Source organism: Crocinitomix catalasitica ATCC 23190 (assembly GCF_000621625.1).
Lineage (GTDB): Bacteria > Bacteroidota > Bacteroidia > Flavobacteriales_D > Crocinitomicaceae > Crocinitomix > Crocinitomix catalasitica.
Window position 1 is genome coordinate 271,029 of the sequence record NZ_JHXV01000001.1, and the last position, 15,801, is coordinate 286,829.

A 15,801-nucleotide genomic window follows, 5' to 3' on the forward strand; every position below is an offset into this window, starting at 1 on the left:
TCGTTAATGCAATTCTTTTGAGAATAAAAATTATGAAGTCTGTTTCAATTTATAAATGATGCCCAATTTTAATGGGAATTCAAAAAGCTGATTGATTGCTCCGTAATTTTTATAAGCAGGGTTACTCGTGTAACGAAAACCGATACCAATATTGAAATCCATTCTTTTTTTTCTGAGCCATGTTAATTCAGGCATGAATCCAAGTGACCAAATATATTGCGGATTCTTGTAAAATAAAGCCATTCCAATTCCTGCCGTAGTAGTGCCGTTTAACATCCATTTATCTCTGACTATAAATGCTGTTTTATATCCTATATTTATTGAAGCTTGGTTTCCCCAGTCAACAGAACGGAATGCCAATCCTGTTCTTAACGCGCCACTTAATAATGGTTGTTCGTACAAGATTTCTATTTCACCACCGCCATAATAATAGCCAGATAATTCATTGTTCCATACCCCATAAAATGACTTTAAATTCAATTCAATATTTTGGCTGAATAAGGTCGCAATGGAAATTTTAAAAACGAACAGGAACAAAAGTATTTTTTTCATGATGCTTAGTTTTAAAGATCGTTAATAGTTAAAAATTTGCGTAACATGTCGAAGACAAGTAAATGTTGCATGTCTGTGGTGATCGTTGCATCTCCATCTCCTTTTTGTGCTCCATAATTTCCGAATTGCCCGTGATTTCCTCCTTCAATGTTGTAATATATCGTCTTACCTATGGTACTTTCATTCGGCAGCAATTCGGGCGAATCAATCATCAATGCTTCAGGTAGATTTACTTTGTTTTCATTGAGACTTCCAAGGTCTAAAACATTATCATGGGATGCGGTGATTGAAATGATTGGAATTTGAATATCTGCTAGTTCTTTTGTGGAATAAGATGCCAATAAAAACAAACCTTCAAAAGCATCTTGGTTATTGAAAATATCAATACAAGCTGTACTTCCCCCTAAAGAATGCCCCCCAAGAATCCAACGATCTACATTTGCTATTTTGTTGGTGGTAGTAGATGCTTTTTTCGAATTTAGAATGGCAAGATTAGAAGCGACTTTTAGAATAAGGACAGTTCGATTATCTTCCAATGCAAACTTCTCAAGTGGTTTGATATAAGCGTGAGGGTCAACCAATCCTCCAGGATAGAACATAATGCCAGATTGGCTATTATCTGTTGAAATAGTACTTAGTATTATGTATTCAGCAGTTTCTTTTATTATCAAGTTCGGATGCTCTGATTTTGTTTCGGGCAAATAACTGCATGAAAAAAGTCCCAAAATGAACAGCGAAATCAGCGTTTTAAGTGTTGCACTCATTTTTATTATTAGTTTTGGATGTTTTGTGATTATTGGCTTCAGCAATCTTGCAAAAGCTGTAATGTGAAAATAGTTGATTTCAATAAATCCAATAGCATAAATCATAGAAAATTTATTATTACTTATATTGTATTTCTTCAAATGAACCAAAACTTTTTTGAGTGAAACTAATCGATTCTATTTTTAATTCTATTTCGCGATTACAAGAGAAACCAATTTTGTTTTTTGCCTTTTCATTCATCGTATTTTTTGGACTTGCTATTTTGTTCCGTTTGCCTCATTTTCTATCGAATGCTTTTTGGTTCGACGGTGACGAAGGAATAATTGGCATAATGGCGCAAGATTTAATCGCCGGTAAACACTTTCCAATTTATTTTTATGGTCAGAAGTATGGTTTAAGCACTTTTGAAGTTTTTTCGGTTGCTTTTTGGATCAAATTAATCGGTACTGGTGTTTGGGCCTTGCGATTGGGTGGTTTAACCTTGTTTGCGCTGGGAACTACATTTCTATTTAAGGGTTTACTTAATCGCGGTCAGCCCTTAAAACTAAGTTTTTTGATTGTTGTTGCTGTTTTATGTTTCCCCAGCTGGACACTTTGGGCAGGCATGGTTAGAGGTGGGTATGTCACGGCTTTTTGCGCCATTTCTATTCTGTTTTATTTGTCTAGTCGATTCAAATTCTCTATTTTAAACTATTTGATCATAGGTTTTTTATTGGCAGTCGCTTTCGAATCTCACGTCTTTTTATTGATACCCATTTTACCATTACTCTTATTTAATTGGAGGTCACAAGGAGGGTCAATATTGAACTTGCTTATAATAGGAATCATCTCAGTTTTGTTTATATTCGGAATAAAATCATTGGATTTTCAAGATGTTTTGGTTTGGAATTCACCTAGTCTTGATGTTGATTTTTCTGCTTTTTATGATAGGGGACTCATATATGGAAAAGGAATTCTCCATTCGTTTGGGAACTTTACTTATTTCACAGCTGATATGGAGATTCCACTATGGTGGAAAATTGGATTGTCGATATGCTTGCTATTAATAGGTTTTTTAGCTGTTAGATTATTCCTTAAAATTTCAAATGAAAAGAAAATATATTATTTATTGTCAGTTTTTGGTTTGCTACTTATCTTCTTCGTAGCGTTGTCAATGAGAATTTATATTCCTCGCTATTTAATATCAATTTATACTGGTGTTTTATTTTTACTGCTTTTCATGTCTAAAGACTTATTGGCTGATCAATTGAATCGTTCATTGTCGGTTGTGATGCTGGTGTTATTTATGATTGGAATCGGTGCTGGCCCACGGCAAAAACGGGATTTTTTTCCTTCTGATGTAAATAAACTTGAAGCTTTTAATGCATTGCATGAAGAAGTCAAAAAGGGTGATTTTAAAGCTGTTTTTGTATGCGATCATTTTATTCAATGGCAATGGAATTATTTATATGGTGCTGAAATTCCAGCAAACGCATTCAATTTGGTTGAACGAACGCAACAATTTAATCTTAAGGTTGATTCGATTTATTTAGCCAACCCAAAGGAGACTGCGATAATTAGTTATTGGGGTATTTTTTATAATCTTGAGAAAGTAGAAGGATTTGATAAAACAAGACGACAGGTTGGAAACGATTATTGTATTCAACCTATTGTAACCAAAGCGTTTCACGATAAAGGATATGAGACAATGGGAGCGGAATATGTTTACCCTGAAAGGAATTAAGATAAGGTATTATTTTGATGTATTTGTGAATTAAATTTCATATTTTACTGGTTATGAAACTATTGAATTTCCACTTTTATGCCTTTTTTATTTTAATATCAATGTTTTCAAGTTGTGTGAGTTTGGTGAATTTGAATTATGAGACGGCTCAAATATTAGAAAAAGGTAAGGTTTCTGGAACGGCAAGTATAAGTCAAGATGGTGAAAGATCACAGACACTTAAAGACACGGTTTGGTCGACACGAGAGTTAAGTTATGGATTTAGATTCGGAGTTGGAATAGGGGAAAAAACTAATATTTCAGTGAGATATGAGAATACTTTTTTGAAAGAAGGGGTTCGTCAAAATTTTATTGAAGCACAATTCAAATGGGCACTTGGCAGAGATCCTAAAAACTCTATGCACCCAGTTCGTCTTACTTTAGGATTACCTGCACAGTATTATTTTTATGGCGATTATCATGCCGTATCTTTTAACCCGAGATTATATGTTGGCTTATTTAATTTTAATCCGTATTTCAGATTGACTTTAATTCCAAAACTTCACTTAATTATGGATATATCTACGCCTGAACTTAAATTTAATCCTATCGATTATCCGGGTTTTTCATTGAATTTAGCCTTTTCTAATAATTTTGATAAATGGGCTATAATTCCTGAAATTGGTTTTTTGAGTGAAACTAATATTAGTTTTGGGTGTGGATTTGTATTAAAACCGTAGAAGCAATGTTGAAGGTAGATTTATTGGGCTAAAACGTTTTTTATCTCTCCATCCTCTTGGTATTCTGTATCTGTGTTGATCTGCCATAAGTCAATCGGTTTTTGATCTGCAATTTTTTCCGCAGCTAATAACCCCATCAAAATCGAATGATCTTGGTTGTTGTATTTAAATGCTCCATATCTTCCAATAGGGTAGAGGCCTTCAATACTATTTAAGTAATCAATAATAGGATTCATATTGTCTTGATAGCCTGTTTTATATACCGGATAACATTTTGGAATTTTTAAAACTTTAGTGTTGAGAATTTTGACTTCATTTGAAACTAAATTAATCTTGTATATTTCATCTTTTGCCATATCTACAACATTCTTCTCTGGTGCTGTCCAAATTTCATCTTCTTCAAAACACCAAAACTCAAGGCACAATATTGTCGTTTTTTTATCTCTATTTAAACTTGGACACCAGTTCCTGAAATTTGTTATTCTTCCGTGCTTAACTTCAGGTGAATGAATATAGATCCAGTTGTCTTCAAATAAATCAATTTTGTCAATTTCTAAATACACTAAAATTGTATTTCTAAAGTTCAGTTGGTTGACCGCATGCATTACTTTTTCAGGTACATTTTCAAATCCTTTAATGAGTGTTGTTATGGGCATAGTAGAAACAACTGATGTTGCCTCGACGATAGTTCCGTCTAATAATACGACGCCTTCTACTTTATTCCCCTTCTCATTTAAAATGATTTTTTTGATGGGTGTTTCTAAATTTATTTTACCTCCATTATTTGTGATATAATCTGCTGCTCGTTCATACAAAGTGCCAGATCCGTTTTTAGGATATGCGAATTGGTCAACCAAAGTTTTGTGCTTATTTCCTCTATTCCCAATTATGGCAGATTTAACGGCTCCCATTAAAGTGAGTGTCTTGATCCTCTGTGCTGCCCAATCGGCATCAATCTCAGTACATTTTATGCCCCAAAGTTTTTCTGTATAATGTTTAAAGAAAATTTCAAATAATTTTTTTCCGAAACGATTCGTAATCCATTCCTCAAAATTTTCAGCTTTTTTTTTCGGTTTGATTTTTTCGATTCCAAAAAACCATAAAATTTGAAAAATCACTAAAAGAGGTAAATTAGATAATACATTACCTAATTTTAAAGGATAATCAAAAAATCGATTCCTATAGTAAATTCGAGTTTGACGATCAACGACAGTAAAGTCATCTTGAATAAGTTCTGTAAAAAAATGATTGATTTCTTTCTGTTTTGAAAAAAAGCGATGAGGTCCAATATCTACTCTTTGACCCCATAAATCGAAACTTCTAGCCATTCCACCAATGTTTTTACTCGCTTCAAAGACTTCTACATCAACACCTTTTTTACGCAGTTCATAAGCGCAACTTATTCCAGCTGGTCCAGCACCTATAACTATCGTTTTTTCTTTCATATATTTCTAAGTCTAAAGATTCTATTTCCCGCTGAAATTCAAACATCTACTATTGGAATGACAGTAAAGATAAGAATGATTTTTAACCACCAACTGAATAATAAAACTAGTTTAAAAAGTGTATTTTGTTTAATATTTATGGAAAAAGAATGGTTATTTCTTACTATTGACTATTTGCTCAATTTTTAGACGCAATTCTGGATTTAATCGAGGTGTTAAGCCTTCATTAAAAGAGAATTTGACTCCCTCAAGTAAATCGATTTGATAGGCTTTTGGGTATGTGCTAATTAATTCAACCAATTCTATAAGTTTTGTTTCAGCCTCGATTTTATCTAAATTGTCATTGTCGAATAATAAGGATGCGGAAATTCCCCATCCGACACCTTGCCTTAATAAAATCTTTGAATCGGGATTATCTTCAATAATTGTAACAATTGCTTTTGCGTCGTGTCCTAACTTCGTTCCAATTATCCATCCTGCAGCTTTTGTTATGCCATCACTTTTAGGTGATATTTGAGTTGTGAATAATTGTCCCGTTCTTACCATACCTAGAATAAAAAAAGCAATAAGTATCACCTTGTAGCGATAAGATGACAAACCAGCAATAATAAATAGCGACAGTAATGGTAAGATGTAAGTTAAATGTCTAAAATAGATATAGCTACCCATATCTCTTAATTCAAAAAATGGACTGAATGTATAAACAACTAAAAAGAAAATGATAATCGGAATGATCATATAGTTACTATAAGCAAAATTGTTTTTTTTATGATAAATGATCATGCCAATACAAGCCACGATAAAAACGAAATAGTAGAGTAACCTCAATGATGGCATATAGAGGTTTGATTGTGGGATGGCTAATGTTGAATTAGCAACTACTGTAGGGAGATTCGTAAGTCGGTTTAGGATATCAATATCATGTATTGAAAAATCAACTCCTCTGATAGAGGTTAATCCTAATTCGTTTAACTGGAAACCGGCGTCTAAAAACTTTCTAACTAAAATATGGAGTATTATTACACCTATGAACCCTAAAAGAGAGTAGAGCAATCTCTTTATGTCGGTGCGACTCATCAAACGATAGAGAAAGAATGCCGGGATTAAGATTAAATTAATATATGAAAACCATAAGGCGACACCCAAGAAAACTCCACATAGAATGTGATGTTTTATCGTGTCTCTTTTTTGATGAAGTAATAATAATAGGAGGAAAGGAAAAATAGCAGAGAGGGCGTGTAAGCCAAAATTTACAGTTCCCCAAGGAATTATGGTCGGTGTGGCAAAAACTGTCCATACGCCAAACAGTGTGGCTATTTTAATGTTGAAAATTTTTTTAACAATTTTTATTTGAATGAAACGAATGACAAAGTCGAGTATAAAAGCTGAAATTGTCAATGAACTAATATTTGTGAACAGTTCAATGAATTGTCCGAGTAATGAAATTAAAAAACTACCCCCTTCGTGCGGGTAATGAATTAAGTGATCATATTGTAGGTTACCCTGCTCAATGATAATTTCCCATGCTAAATGATCAGGCGCTTGCTGCCAAGGTGTATAGATATATCCAAATATTAGCCTTATAATTGATCCCAATACACAAAGAATAATGATTCTATTGACAGAGAAAAATTCGCGCATATTCGTGTTCAGTCGTTTTTTTTATTTTTTTAAATTAAGCATTAATTTCTATTATAATCAAATGCATAAAAAAGATTAAAGCTTTAAAGTACGAAAGTTTCAATACTCACTTGACTTTATTAGATTGGTTTCAAAGAATGTTATAAGTTCTCAACTACAAATCTTGATTGTTATTTAAACTTTTTATTGAAAATTGGTGGTGATTTATGTAAATCATAAATTGTATGACAACTAATAGAATGGTTCCAATTGTGATTGCCGAATAAGCTTCCAACCAGTCTGAAACATAACGTCCAACAATTAATTCCGTTGAAAATACAATAAGTAAAATAGATCCAAATAGCATTCCTTTTAGAATGTTTAGTTGGGTGTTTTTGATTGTTGGTTTGTACTTAAAAAGAATTAAAAAAAGAACGAAGTAAGGGAACCATAAAAATATGAAATAAGCTTTCCACGAAATAGGTGTTAATAATGGTATAACGGTGAAAACTATTGAATATTCGAGGATAGCCTGAAAATGATCTGTTTTGGCGTGTTTTTTTCTGAATAATATAAGAGGTATAATTCCTATGAGAGCTATAAAGGCGTAAACCATTGTTCTTACTTTTTCTGGATTTAAATTCATAAAATTGACGTACATACTTTGCTCTGGATCCTCGGTTGTTAGAAATCGGAAGAACATCGCAAAGAGTGATTGATTTCTATGAATAGCTGTATAGGCTTGTTCGGTGCTAATTGTTAACCAATGAAGATATAAGTCGTGTGCATTTTGAAATCCATAAACTAATAAGGATATAAAATTCAAAACAATGATGAATACAAAAGTGAACCCTACTAAACGATAAGCACGTTTATAAATAAAGTAGAGTAAGAAAAATATGGTGTAAACTTTCAGTGATATTGTTAATGCAATTAACAGTCCTGCCCAAGCAAACTTTTTATGGATGAATAAGTAGATACTCAAGACAGAACAAAAGAGTAAGTATATATTGATTTGAACATTTGCCATATTATCCAATATATAACGCAACATAATAACTAAAGGAATGAGCACAATTGGATTCCGTAAAAGGGACAAAGTACGTTTCCGAGTTTGTTGAATAGATTCCTGAAAACAAATAGAAACAGTTAGTAGAATAGTTCCCAACATAGCCATAAGACTTCCTAAATTCCAAACAAACCGAACAATAAAAAAACTTATACTATCTCCCCAAGCTAGGGGAACGCTGAAAATTGAAAATAATGGAGGCCAAGTATTAAAATGATCGGCATAAATAAATCGCCCACTTAGCACTGCGTTTCCTGCACGAACGTAGCCATCAAAATCAGAAGGTCTCAATGAATCACGGATTATCTCATAAATCAATGCCAATGAAAAAATAACAAGTACAGTATTTACAATATGCCTTTTATTATTGACCAGCTTGCTTTTGAATGAATTATTGTTATCCATGTTTCAATGTGATGCGGTAATTTAGTGTTTTATAAAGAAGTACGAATTTAGGATAAGAATTTGATTTCGACAATATTATAATTTATTATTCATTTAGATTACCAAGTTTTAGGAATTTTGAGAAAGCGGACAATAGTATGAGATACTGTAGTATATTAAACTTAAAAACTACAAGTGTTTGTATCATAGATTAAAAATATAAGACAAAAAAAAAACCAACCGTAGACAGGTTGGTTTTTTATATTTTATAAAGGAAGATTAATTATCCTCCAAAGTCATCAAATCTTACGTTCTCTGGTGGAACTCCCCAATCATCACACATTTTTATAACCGCTTGGTTCATCATTGGTGGTCCACAGAAATAGAATTCTATATCTTCAGGAGCTTCGTGCTTAGACAATTGTTGATCGATCACTGCTTGGTGAACGAATCCAACGAATCCGTCTCCATTAGGATCATCCATATCTTTCTTCGCTACCCAATTGTCATCTGGCAATGCATCAGACAATACCATATAGAATTTGAAATTTGGAAATTCTTTTTCTAGATCTCTAAAGTAGTGGATATAGAACAATTCAGCTTTAGATCTACCACCATACCAATAAGTTACTTTACGGCCAGTTTTGATCGTTTTAAATAATTCATATAAGTGAGATCTCATTGGTGCCATACCTGCACCACCACCGATATATAACATCTCCGCGTCAGAATCGTTGATGAAGAATTCACCATAAGGACCTGAAATAATAGCTGGATCACCTTCTTTTAAGTTGAAGATATAAGAAGAAGCAACACCAGGGTTAACATTCATCCAAGTACCAGTTTTACGGTCGAAAGGAGGAGCGGCAACACGCACATTCAACATAATCTTTCTTCCTTCAGCAGGGTAAGAAGCCATTGAGTAAGCACGAACAACCTCTTCGTCATTCTTCATTACTAAATTACGCAATGCAAATGGTCCTTCAGCCCAATCTTTTTCGAATTTTTTAGGTTCACCTGGGTGATCTTGAGGATGTGCTGTAACATCCATTTCAGAGAATTTTACAACACATTTAGGAATTTTAATTTGGATATATCCACCTGCTTTGTAATCCATATCTTCTGGAATCTCAACAATGAATTCTTTGATATAAGTTGCAACATTGTAGTTTGAAACTACTTTTGCTTCCCATTCTTTTACACCCAATACTTCTTCCTCAACATGGATCTCCATGTCTTCTTTTACTTTTACTTGGCAACCTAATCTCCAATTGTCAGCAATTTGCTTACGAGAGAAATGAGGTTCTTCTGTAGGTAGAATTCCACCACCACCAGAATTCACCTGGCAAGTACACTGGATACATGTTCCACCACCGCCACAAGCAGATGGTAAAAAGATACCATTATTACTTAGTGTGCTCAATAAAGTATTACCGCCGTCAACCTCTAAAACGTGATCTCCGTTAATGGTAATTTTTATTTTACCCGCAGGTGAAATTTTAGCTTTAACATATAGCAATAAACTCACTAACAAAAGTGTGATTATTGCAAAAACGATTACTGTAACTATAACAACTTGTCCCATTCTTACTCCTTATTATAAACTAATTCCACTAAAACTCATGAATGCTATTCCCATCAAACCAGTGATGATGAATGTAATTCCTAATCCTCTTAAAGGTGCAGGTACATTTGAGTATTTTATTTTTTCTCTGATTGCTGCAATTGCAACAATTGCTAAGAACCATCCAATTCCTGAACCAACAGCGAAAGTTGTTGCCTCACCAATAGTTGAATACTGTCTTTCTTGCATGAATAAAGCACCACCCAATATAGAACAGTTAACGGCGATAAGCGGTAAGAAGATACCTAATGCACCATAAAGTGCAGGAGCAAATTTCTCAACCAACATTTCAACCAACTGAACGATTGAAGCAATTACCGCAATGAACATAATGAATGAAAGGAAACTTAAATCCATTGTTGCGTATTCATCACCTAACCAAGACAAAGCTCCAGCTTGCAATACATAATTTTCTAACAACCAGTTAACAGGAACGGTAACAGTTAATACAAAGATTACTGCTGCACCTAAACCTACTGCTGTTTTTACCGTTTTTGAAACGGCCAAATAAGAACACATGCCTAAGAAGTAGGCAAAAATCATGTTCTCAATAAATATACCTTTTAAGGCAATGTTAATATAATCTACCATGTCCGTCTAAATTAATGTTCTTCAATTAATGATTTGTTTCTGGCACGTTGTACCCAAATAATAATGGCAACTGCAAATAAGGCAAAAGGTGCTAGAATAATGAAGTTATTATCCATATACCCCAATTTGTATAAACCTGTATTTTCAATTCTATCTCCGAATAATGGAATACCAAAGAATTTACCTGCTCCTAGTATCTCTCTCATAAGAGAAACGAGTACCAAAACAAATCCGTATCCTAAAGTATTACCAACAGCATCTAAGAAAGAAGGCCATGGTTTATTCGCCATTGCGAATGCTTCAAAACGTCCCATGATTATACAGTTCGTAATAATTAATCCAACGAATACCGAAAGTTTCTCTGCCATGTCAGGTAGAAATGCTTTTAAGATTTCATTTACAATAATTACTAAAGCTGCTACAACAACCAATTGAACAATAATTCGAATTCGAGAAGGAATTAAATTACGCAACATTGAAATAATTACGTTCCCTAAACCTAATACAAAGAATACCGAACCAGTCATTACTAAGGCTTGCTCAATAGACACTGTAATTGCCAAAGCCGAACAAATCCCTAATACTTGTAATGTAACCGGGTTATTATCATTTAAAGGTTCTATCACCAATCGTTTGTTTTTCTTAGAAAACAATGGCTCTTTTGGTGCTTTTATTTTTTCTTGATTTTCACTCATGATCAATCAATTATTTATTAAAGTAATTTACATAAACTTGCAATGTTCGGTCAACCATTTCTTCAACACCTTTTGAAGTAATCGTTCCTCCAGTAATTCCATCTACTTTTTGAGGCTCAGTACCGCTACCATCTTTTACGACTTTAATCTTCTTATAATTTCCGTCTTCAGAAATAGTTTCATTGTCGTATTGATTAGTAAAGAAAGACTGCTTGATTTCAGCACCCAATCCCGGTGTTTCTCCTTTGTGATCAAAAGTAGCACCGAAGATAGTTTTCTTATCTTCAGATACAGCAATATAACCCCAAATTGGTCCCCATAATCCTGAACCGATTACTGGAATTACATATTTTTTGCTTCCATCAATTTCAGCTACATATAAAGGATATTGTCTTTCAGCAACTGGTAAATTTTTGTTTTTGTATTCTTTTTGAATGTCGACATCAAAAGCAACTGCACCAGTGATTTCTCCTTTTTCATTTAATACAATACATTCGTCTTCTAAGATGTACTTATCGTATAATTCGATAGCGTTTAAACGCGATACATCTTGAATTTTAATGGCATTTAAAATGTCCATTTTCTTTTTAACCACTTGGTTCTTTTCTTGTGCGGGTTTTAATCCCATAGAAATTGCAGCCAAGCAAGATCCTACTATTACCACCATGATGATGGCAAATAGGAACGTATAACTATTCTTATCTTTATTTACTGCCATGATTATGCGGTTTTAAGTCGTTTTAATCTTCGTTTAACATTTGATTGAACAACATAGTGATCAATCATCGGTGCCATAATATTCATGAATAGAATAGCCATCATTACTCCTTCAGGGTAAGCCCCGTTGAATACACGAATTGTAATTGATAATGCACCTCCTAAGAATCCATAGATATATTTACCCGTGCTGGTTTGTGAGGCTGTTACAGGATCGGTTATCATAAAGACAGCACCGAATGCAAAACCACCGATTACCATATGGTGTAAAGGATCTAATTCCATATAAGGGTTAACAGCAAATGTGTTTGCTAAGAAACCTACAGCAAGACCACCCAATACAAAAGAAGTCATGATTTTCCAGCTTGCGATACCTGTATATAATAGAATAGCAGCACCAATTAGAATAGCAATTACAGAAGTTTCTCCGATTGATCCAGGAATCATTCCAACAAATGAATCCCAAATACTCCAGTGATCAGTGAAACCACTAATACCTGACTGGAAGGTCCATTCCTCTTGCGGGAATGTGAAGGATGCAAGATCTCCTAATTGTGTAGCTCCTGTAACGCCTTCTGGAACTTTATCACCAGCTTCAGCAATTCCAGACATCCATACTTTGTTACCAGACATCATTGTTGGATAACCAAAGAATAGGAATGCTCTAGCAGTTAAGGCAATGTTTACGATATTCATTCCTGTTCCACCAAACACCTCTTTACCGAGCACAACAGCAAATACTGTAGCTACTGCAACCATCCACAAAGGAATGTCAGCAGGAACGATAAGTGGAATTAACATACCAGATACCAAGAAACCTTCTTGGATAGCATGTTGGTTTTTAATACAGAAGATAAATTCAACTCCTAAACCAACACCGTATGATACGATGACAATTGGTAAGACTTGTAATAAACCGTAAATTAATTTATCACCGAAAAAATCCATATATCCACCAGCTTCACCTAGTGCAACATAATGCCAGTGACCAGTATTGTAAATACCGAATAAAAGACATGGAATTAAAGCAATGATTACTGTGAACATTGTTCGTTTAAGGTCAATACCGTCACGAATATGTGCTCCGTTGTGCGTCGTTTCGTTTGGCGTAAAGGCAAAAGTGTACAAAGCGTCCCATACCGGATGAAACTTTGCCCACTTGCTGTCCTTGGTAGGCTCAAACTTGCGCATTAAATTTTCTAAAGACTTCATTGTTATATCAGTTCAATTTTATGATTCAAATTACATACATTCTTCCTGGATCACATCCAATCCACCTCTAATCGATTTTTGGATGCTAACTTTTGAAGTACAAACGAATTCGCATAAAGCAAAATCTTCTGGTGCTACTTCGTAAATACCTAAGTTTTCCATTAAATCAATATCATTATACATCGTTGCTTTAACTAACTGCATAGGATAGATATCAAAAGGGAATACTTTTTCCATTTCTCCAGTTACCACAAAAGATCGAACCTCACCATTTAAGTTGGTGTCTAGATTGTACTTTTTATTTGGCATTAACCATGAAAAATATGAACGATTGATTGAGAATTTACTAAGTCCTGGACTTAACCAACCTTTGGTAATCATGAATTTAGATTCATTCCCTTCAGGAATAACGGTGACGTGATTGTGGTAAAAACCTAAAAAACCTGTTGTTTCTACTTTATCACCAGTCAATACATTACCGCTGATATAACGTACATTATCACCTTCAATATTATCTTCAATTATTGCTGCAATATTTGCTCCAATAGCTGTTTTAATATATTTTGGTTTTTTAACTTCCGACCCTGTTAATGCAACCGTTCTAGAACCGTCAAATTGACCAGCTAATAATGAACGACCGATTAAAGCAACGTCTATTGCATTCACTGTCCATACAATTTCATTTTTATTGATAGGATCAATATGATGAATTTGTGTACCGACATTTCCTGCTGGATGTTTACTGTTGATCTTGTTGATTTGAACACCTTTAGCACTTGTGAAAGTACTGTCAATATTCATATCACTTCTTACCGTTAAATGTACTTTTCCTTCAGTCAGTTTTGACAAAGCTGTCAATCCTGCTTGGAACGCATCATTCTCACCGTGTAAGATATAATCATAATCAGGAGCCAAAGGTGACGAATCAAACGCAGATACGAAGATTGCTTTTGGTTTGTCATATGGATTAGCTACGATATCTAATGGACGCATTTTAATAAATGGCCAGAATCCGTTCGCTAATAACGCTGCTTTTACAGCTTCACCGTCCATGTTAGAAGGATCGATTTTGCCGAAAGATTCGGCTTCATTCGAAGCATCAGGTTTGATGGTTACCGCTAATATTCTACGTTTTTCACCACGAACAATTTCAGCAATCTCTCCAGAAATAGGAGAAACGAACTTCACTTCTTCTTGATACTTATTAGTAAAAATTATAGAGCCGGCTTTCACCTTGTCTCCAGCCTTTACGGTCATTTTTGGCACCAGGCCGTGAAAATCAGGTGGCTTAATTGCAAATATTGGAGCGGAAACAGTAGCTTTCACTTTGTCAGCCTCACCAATTAATTTGATATCTAAGCCTTTCCTTATCTTGATAGTCTTGGACATATCCTTTATGGAATTAATTAGATTAAGCGACAAAAATAGAAATCTGTTGACATATTTGAAACGTTTTAAAAGACAATTATTTATTTTAGAATGATTCTAAATAAGGTTTTATCGATTTGTCTTGATTATAAGAGTTTTTGAAGTTCTTCTAAATGATTTATTTGGATCGAATCAATCGTTAAATTCTCTTTGTTTGGATTGAATAAGATTGTTTCAAACCCAGCGTTTTGTGCTCCCAAAATATCTGCTTCAAGGTTGTCACCAATCATTAATGATTCGGCCGATAAAGCATTAGCCTTATTTAAAGCTGTTTCAAAAATTAATTTATGTGGTTTGTTTGTTCCTATTTCTTCACCACAAAGTACAACCTCAAAATATTGGGTTAAATCGCAGTTTGTTAATTTTAAATGTTGCACCTCAATGAATCCATTGGTGATTATATGTAAGGTGTACTTTTCTTGTAAATAAGCTAAAGTGGAATGTGCCGCAGGGAATAAATTAGTTTTATAAGGACTTCTAGCCAAATAAGCACTACTTAATTTTTTAGATAAGTCAACATGTGGATCGCCGGTGAAGTGCATAAATGTATCCTTAAATCTGTTCAATCGAACTTCGTATTTGTCTACTTTTCCATGGTTGTATAAAACCCAATACTTTCGGTTAAAATCTTTGTATAGCCGCATGAAATGGGCTTGATCTGGAACTATTTTGTCTAATTCGAATAATGGATATAATTCGTTCAATGCTTCAGTTGAGTTTTTTTCAAAATCCCAAAGTGTATGATCTAAATCAAAAAAAATATGACGGATATGTTGCATTAAAATATGATTGCAATTATAAAACTCATTAAAAAACTATAGCCTATAACTGTAAAAAGCATTAAAGGAAATGTCTTTTTTTTGTGGCGATAGAATTTGGCGCAAATTACTGAACCAATAGGGATTGAAAGAAATAGTGGTGCTAAAAAGGTAATGCCATAAATACCAATGCCATTCTTAATTTTGACGATTTTTTTATTCAAATAAGTGAATTTCTTTTTCTCGACATAAGGTAAGCCTGCAGCTAAAGCATTGTGATAGGCAATGTTTCGTTTTATAGCAGCCCTTTTCATGAGTGCTTCACTCGAAAAATAGAAAATAATCATTGTAATTAGTGCTCCTGCAGTAGTTGGAATAAAAAGCTGAAAGAAAGTCAACTCAATATCATTCCCTAAAGCCGCAACGTGAATTGACCAATGTGAAAATAGAAACTTAAATGTTCCTAATATGAATCCTAATGTATAGATATACCGCATGC

General features: G+C 33.9%; 15 protein-coding genes. 2 read left to right on the top strand and 13 right to left on the bottom strand.

Annotated elements, in window-relative coordinates:
* Positions 1 to 30: 30 nt before the first annotated feature.
* Together T367_RS0101335 and T367_RS23530 are read right to left on the bottom strand one after the other, a co-directional pair.
* Positions 31 to 552: a hypothetical protein gene (locus T367_RS0101335; RefSeq protein WP_027418233.1), complete on the bottom strand. Its 522-nt coding sequence runs from the start codon at positions 550 to 552 to the stop codon at positions 31 to 33.
* An 11-nt stretch (positions 553 to 563) separates the two neighbouring features.
* Positions 564 to 1,421, bottom strand: a complete 858-nt coding sequence (locus tag T367_RS23530) for an alpha/beta hydrolase (protein WP_051568267.1) — start codon at positions 1,419 to 1,421, stop codon at positions 564 to 566.
* A gap of 56 nt (positions 1,422 to 1,477) precedes the next feature.
* On the opposite strand from T367_RS23530, the gene T367_RS0101345 reads away from it, so the two are divergent.
* Both T367_RS0101345 and T367_RS0101350 read left to right on the top strand, forming a co-directional pair.
* Entirely contained in the window at positions 1,478 to 3,040 is a 1,563-nt protein-coding gene (locus tag T367_RS0101345) for a hypothetical protein (RefSeq protein WP_027418234.1), read from the top strand.
* Positions 3,041 to 3,093: 53 nt separating this feature from the next.
* A complete protein-coding gene (locus tag T367_RS0101350; RefSeq protein WP_027418235.1) occupies positions 3,094 to 3,759 on the top strand; it encodes a hypothetical protein in 666 nt (221 codons plus the stop codon).
* Positions 3,760 to 3,779: 20 nt separating this feature from the next.
* On the opposite strand, the gene T367_RS0101355 is transcribed toward T367_RS0101350, so the two are convergent.
* The 11 genes from T367_RS0101355 to T367_RS0101405 all read right to left on the bottom strand — a co-directional run bounded on the left by T367_RS0101355 (position 3,780) and on the right by T367_RS0101405 (position 15,799).
* Positions 3,780 to 5,204: an FAD-dependent oxidoreductase gene (locus T367_RS0101355; protein ID WP_027418236.1), complete on the bottom strand. Its 1,425-nt coding sequence runs from the start codon at positions 5,202 to 5,204 to the stop codon at positions 3,780 to 3,782.
* Between the two features lie 153 nt (positions 5,205 to 5,357).
* A complete protein-coding gene (locus T367_RS0101360; RefSeq protein WP_035842001.1) occupies positions 5,358 to 6,845 on the bottom strand; it encodes a hypothetical protein in 1,488 nt (495 codons plus the stop codon).
* 154 nt (positions 6,846 to 6,999) lie between these two features.
* Positions 7,000 to 8,298: a glycosyltransferase family 87 protein gene (locus tag T367_RS0101365; protein WP_027418238.1), complete on the bottom strand. Its 1,299-nt coding sequence runs from the start codon at positions 8,296 to 8,298 to the stop codon at positions 7,000 to 7,002.
* A 262-nt stretch (positions 8,299 to 8,560) separates the two neighbouring features.
* Complete coding sequence (nqrF, locus tag T367_RS0101370; protein ID WP_027418239.1) at positions 8,561 to 9,862, bottom strand: NADH:ubiquinone reductase (Na(+)-transporting) subunit F; 1,302 nt, start codon at positions 9,860 to 9,862, stop codon at positions 8,561 to 8,563.
* A 12-nt stretch (positions 9,863 to 9,874) separates the two neighbouring features.
* Positions 9,875 to 10,492 carry an NADH:ubiquinone reductase (Na(+)-transporting) subunit E gene (gene nqrE, locus T367_RS0101375; protein ID WP_027418240.1) on the bottom strand — a complete coding sequence of 206 codons (618 nt, stop codon included), beginning with the start codon at positions 10,490 to 10,492 and terminating at the stop codon, positions 9,875 to 9,877.
* A gap of 11 nt (positions 10,493 to 10,503) precedes the next feature.
* A complete protein-coding gene (locus tag T367_RS0101380) occupies positions 10,504 to 11,187 on the bottom strand; it encodes an NADH:ubiquinone reductase (Na(+)-transporting) subunit D (protein ID WP_051568268.1) in 684 nt (227 codons plus the stop codon).
* A gap of 10 nt (positions 11,188 to 11,197) precedes the next feature.
* Positions 11,198 to 11,905: an NADH:ubiquinone reductase (Na(+)-transporting) subunit C gene (gene nqrC / locus T367_RS0101385; RefSeq protein WP_035842004.1), complete on the bottom strand. Its 708-nt coding sequence runs from the start codon at positions 11,903 to 11,905 to the stop codon at positions 11,198 to 11,200.
* 2 nt (positions 11,906 to 11,907) lie between these two features.
* Positions 11,908 to 13,116 (bottom strand): NADH:ubiquinone reductase (Na(+)-transporting) subunit B, encoded by a 1,209-nt coding sequence (locus T367_RS0101390; RefSeq protein WP_027418243.1) that lies wholly within the window; start codon positions 13,114 to 13,116, stop codon positions 11,908 to 11,910.
* Between the two features lie 30 nt (positions 13,117 to 13,146).
* Positions 13,147 to 14,505, bottom strand: a complete 1,359-nt coding sequence (locus T367_RS0101395; RefSeq protein WP_027418244.1) for a Na(+)-translocating NADH-quinone reductase subunit A — start codon at positions 14,503 to 14,505, stop codon at positions 13,147 to 13,149.
* A 125-nt stretch (positions 14,506 to 14,630) separates the two neighbouring features.
* The gene (locus tag T367_RS0101400) at positions 14,631 to 15,323 is read right to left on the bottom strand and encodes a YjjG family noncanonical pyrimidine nucleotidase (RefSeq protein ID WP_027418245.1); all 693 of its coding nucleotides are present in this window, start codon (positions 15,321 to 15,323) and stop codon (positions 14,631 to 14,633) included.
* Positions 15,323 to 15,799, bottom strand: coding sequence for a hypothetical protein (locus T367_RS0101405; protein WP_027418246.1), 477 nt, complete (start codon positions 15,797 to 15,799; stop codon positions 15,323 to 15,325). Before T367_RS0101405 ends, T367_RS0101400 begins: the two co-directional genes overlap by 1 nt.
* Positions 15,800 to 15,801 lie beyond the last annotated feature (2 nt).

What these genes read in the sequence shown, in the direction of transcription:
- T367_RS0101335 (WP_027418233.1), bottom strand. Translation starts at nt 552, where the DNA reads ATGAAAAAAATACTTTTGTTCCTGTTCGTTTTTAAAATTTCCATTGCG.
- T367_RS23530 (WP_051568267.1), bottom strand. Translation starts at nt 1,421, where the DNA reads ATGATTTATGCTATTGGATTTATTGAAATCAACTATTTTCACATTACA.
- T367_RS0101350 (WP_027418235.1), top strand. Translation starts at nt 3,094, where the DNA reads ATGAAACTATTGAATTTCCACTTTTATGCCTTTTTTATTTTAATATCA.
- T367_RS0101355 (WP_027418236.1), bottom strand. Translation starts at nt 5,204, where the DNA reads ATGAAAGAAAAAACGATAGTTATAGGTGCTGGACCAGCTGGAATAAGT.
- T367_RS0101360 (WP_035842001.1), bottom strand. Translation starts at nt 6,845, where the DNA reads ATGCGCGAATTTTTCTCTGTCAATAGAATCATTATTCTTTGTGTATTG.
- T367_RS0101365 (WP_027418238.1), bottom strand. Translation starts at nt 8,298, where the DNA reads ATGGATAACAATAATTCATTCAAAAGCAAGCTGGTCAATAATAAAAGG.
- nqrF (WP_027418239.1), bottom strand. Translation starts at nt 9,862, where the DNA reads ATGGGACAAGTTGTTATAGTTACAGTAATCGTTTTTGCAATAATCACA.
- nqrE (WP_027418240.1), bottom strand. Translation starts at nt 10,492, where the DNA reads ATGGTAGATTATATTAACATTGCCTTAAAAGGTATATTTATTGAGAAC.
- T367_RS0101380 (WP_051568268.1), bottom strand. Translation starts at nt 11,187, where the DNA reads ATGAGTGAAAATCAAGAAAAAATAAAAGCACCAAAAGAGCCATTGTTT.
- nqrC (WP_035842004.1), bottom strand. Translation starts at nt 11,905, where the DNA reads ATGGCAGTAAATAAAGATAAGAATAGTTATACGTTCCTATTTGCCATC.
- T367_RS0101390 (WP_027418243.1), bottom strand. Translation starts at nt 13,116, where the DNA reads ATGAAGTCTTTAGAAAATTTAATGCGCAAGTTTGAGCCTACCAAGGAC.
- T367_RS0101395 (WP_027418244.1), bottom strand. Translation starts at nt 14,505, where the DNA reads ATGTCCAAGACTATCAAGATAAGGAAAGGCTTAGATATCAAATTAATT.
- T367_RS0101400 (WP_027418245.1), bottom strand. Translation starts at nt 15,323, where the DNA reads ATGCAACATATCCGTCATATTTTTTTTGATTTAGATCATACACTTTGG.
- T367_RS0101405 (WP_027418246.1), bottom strand. Translation starts at nt 15,799, where the DNA reads ATGCGGTATATCTATACATTAGGATTCATATTAGGAACATTTAAGTTT.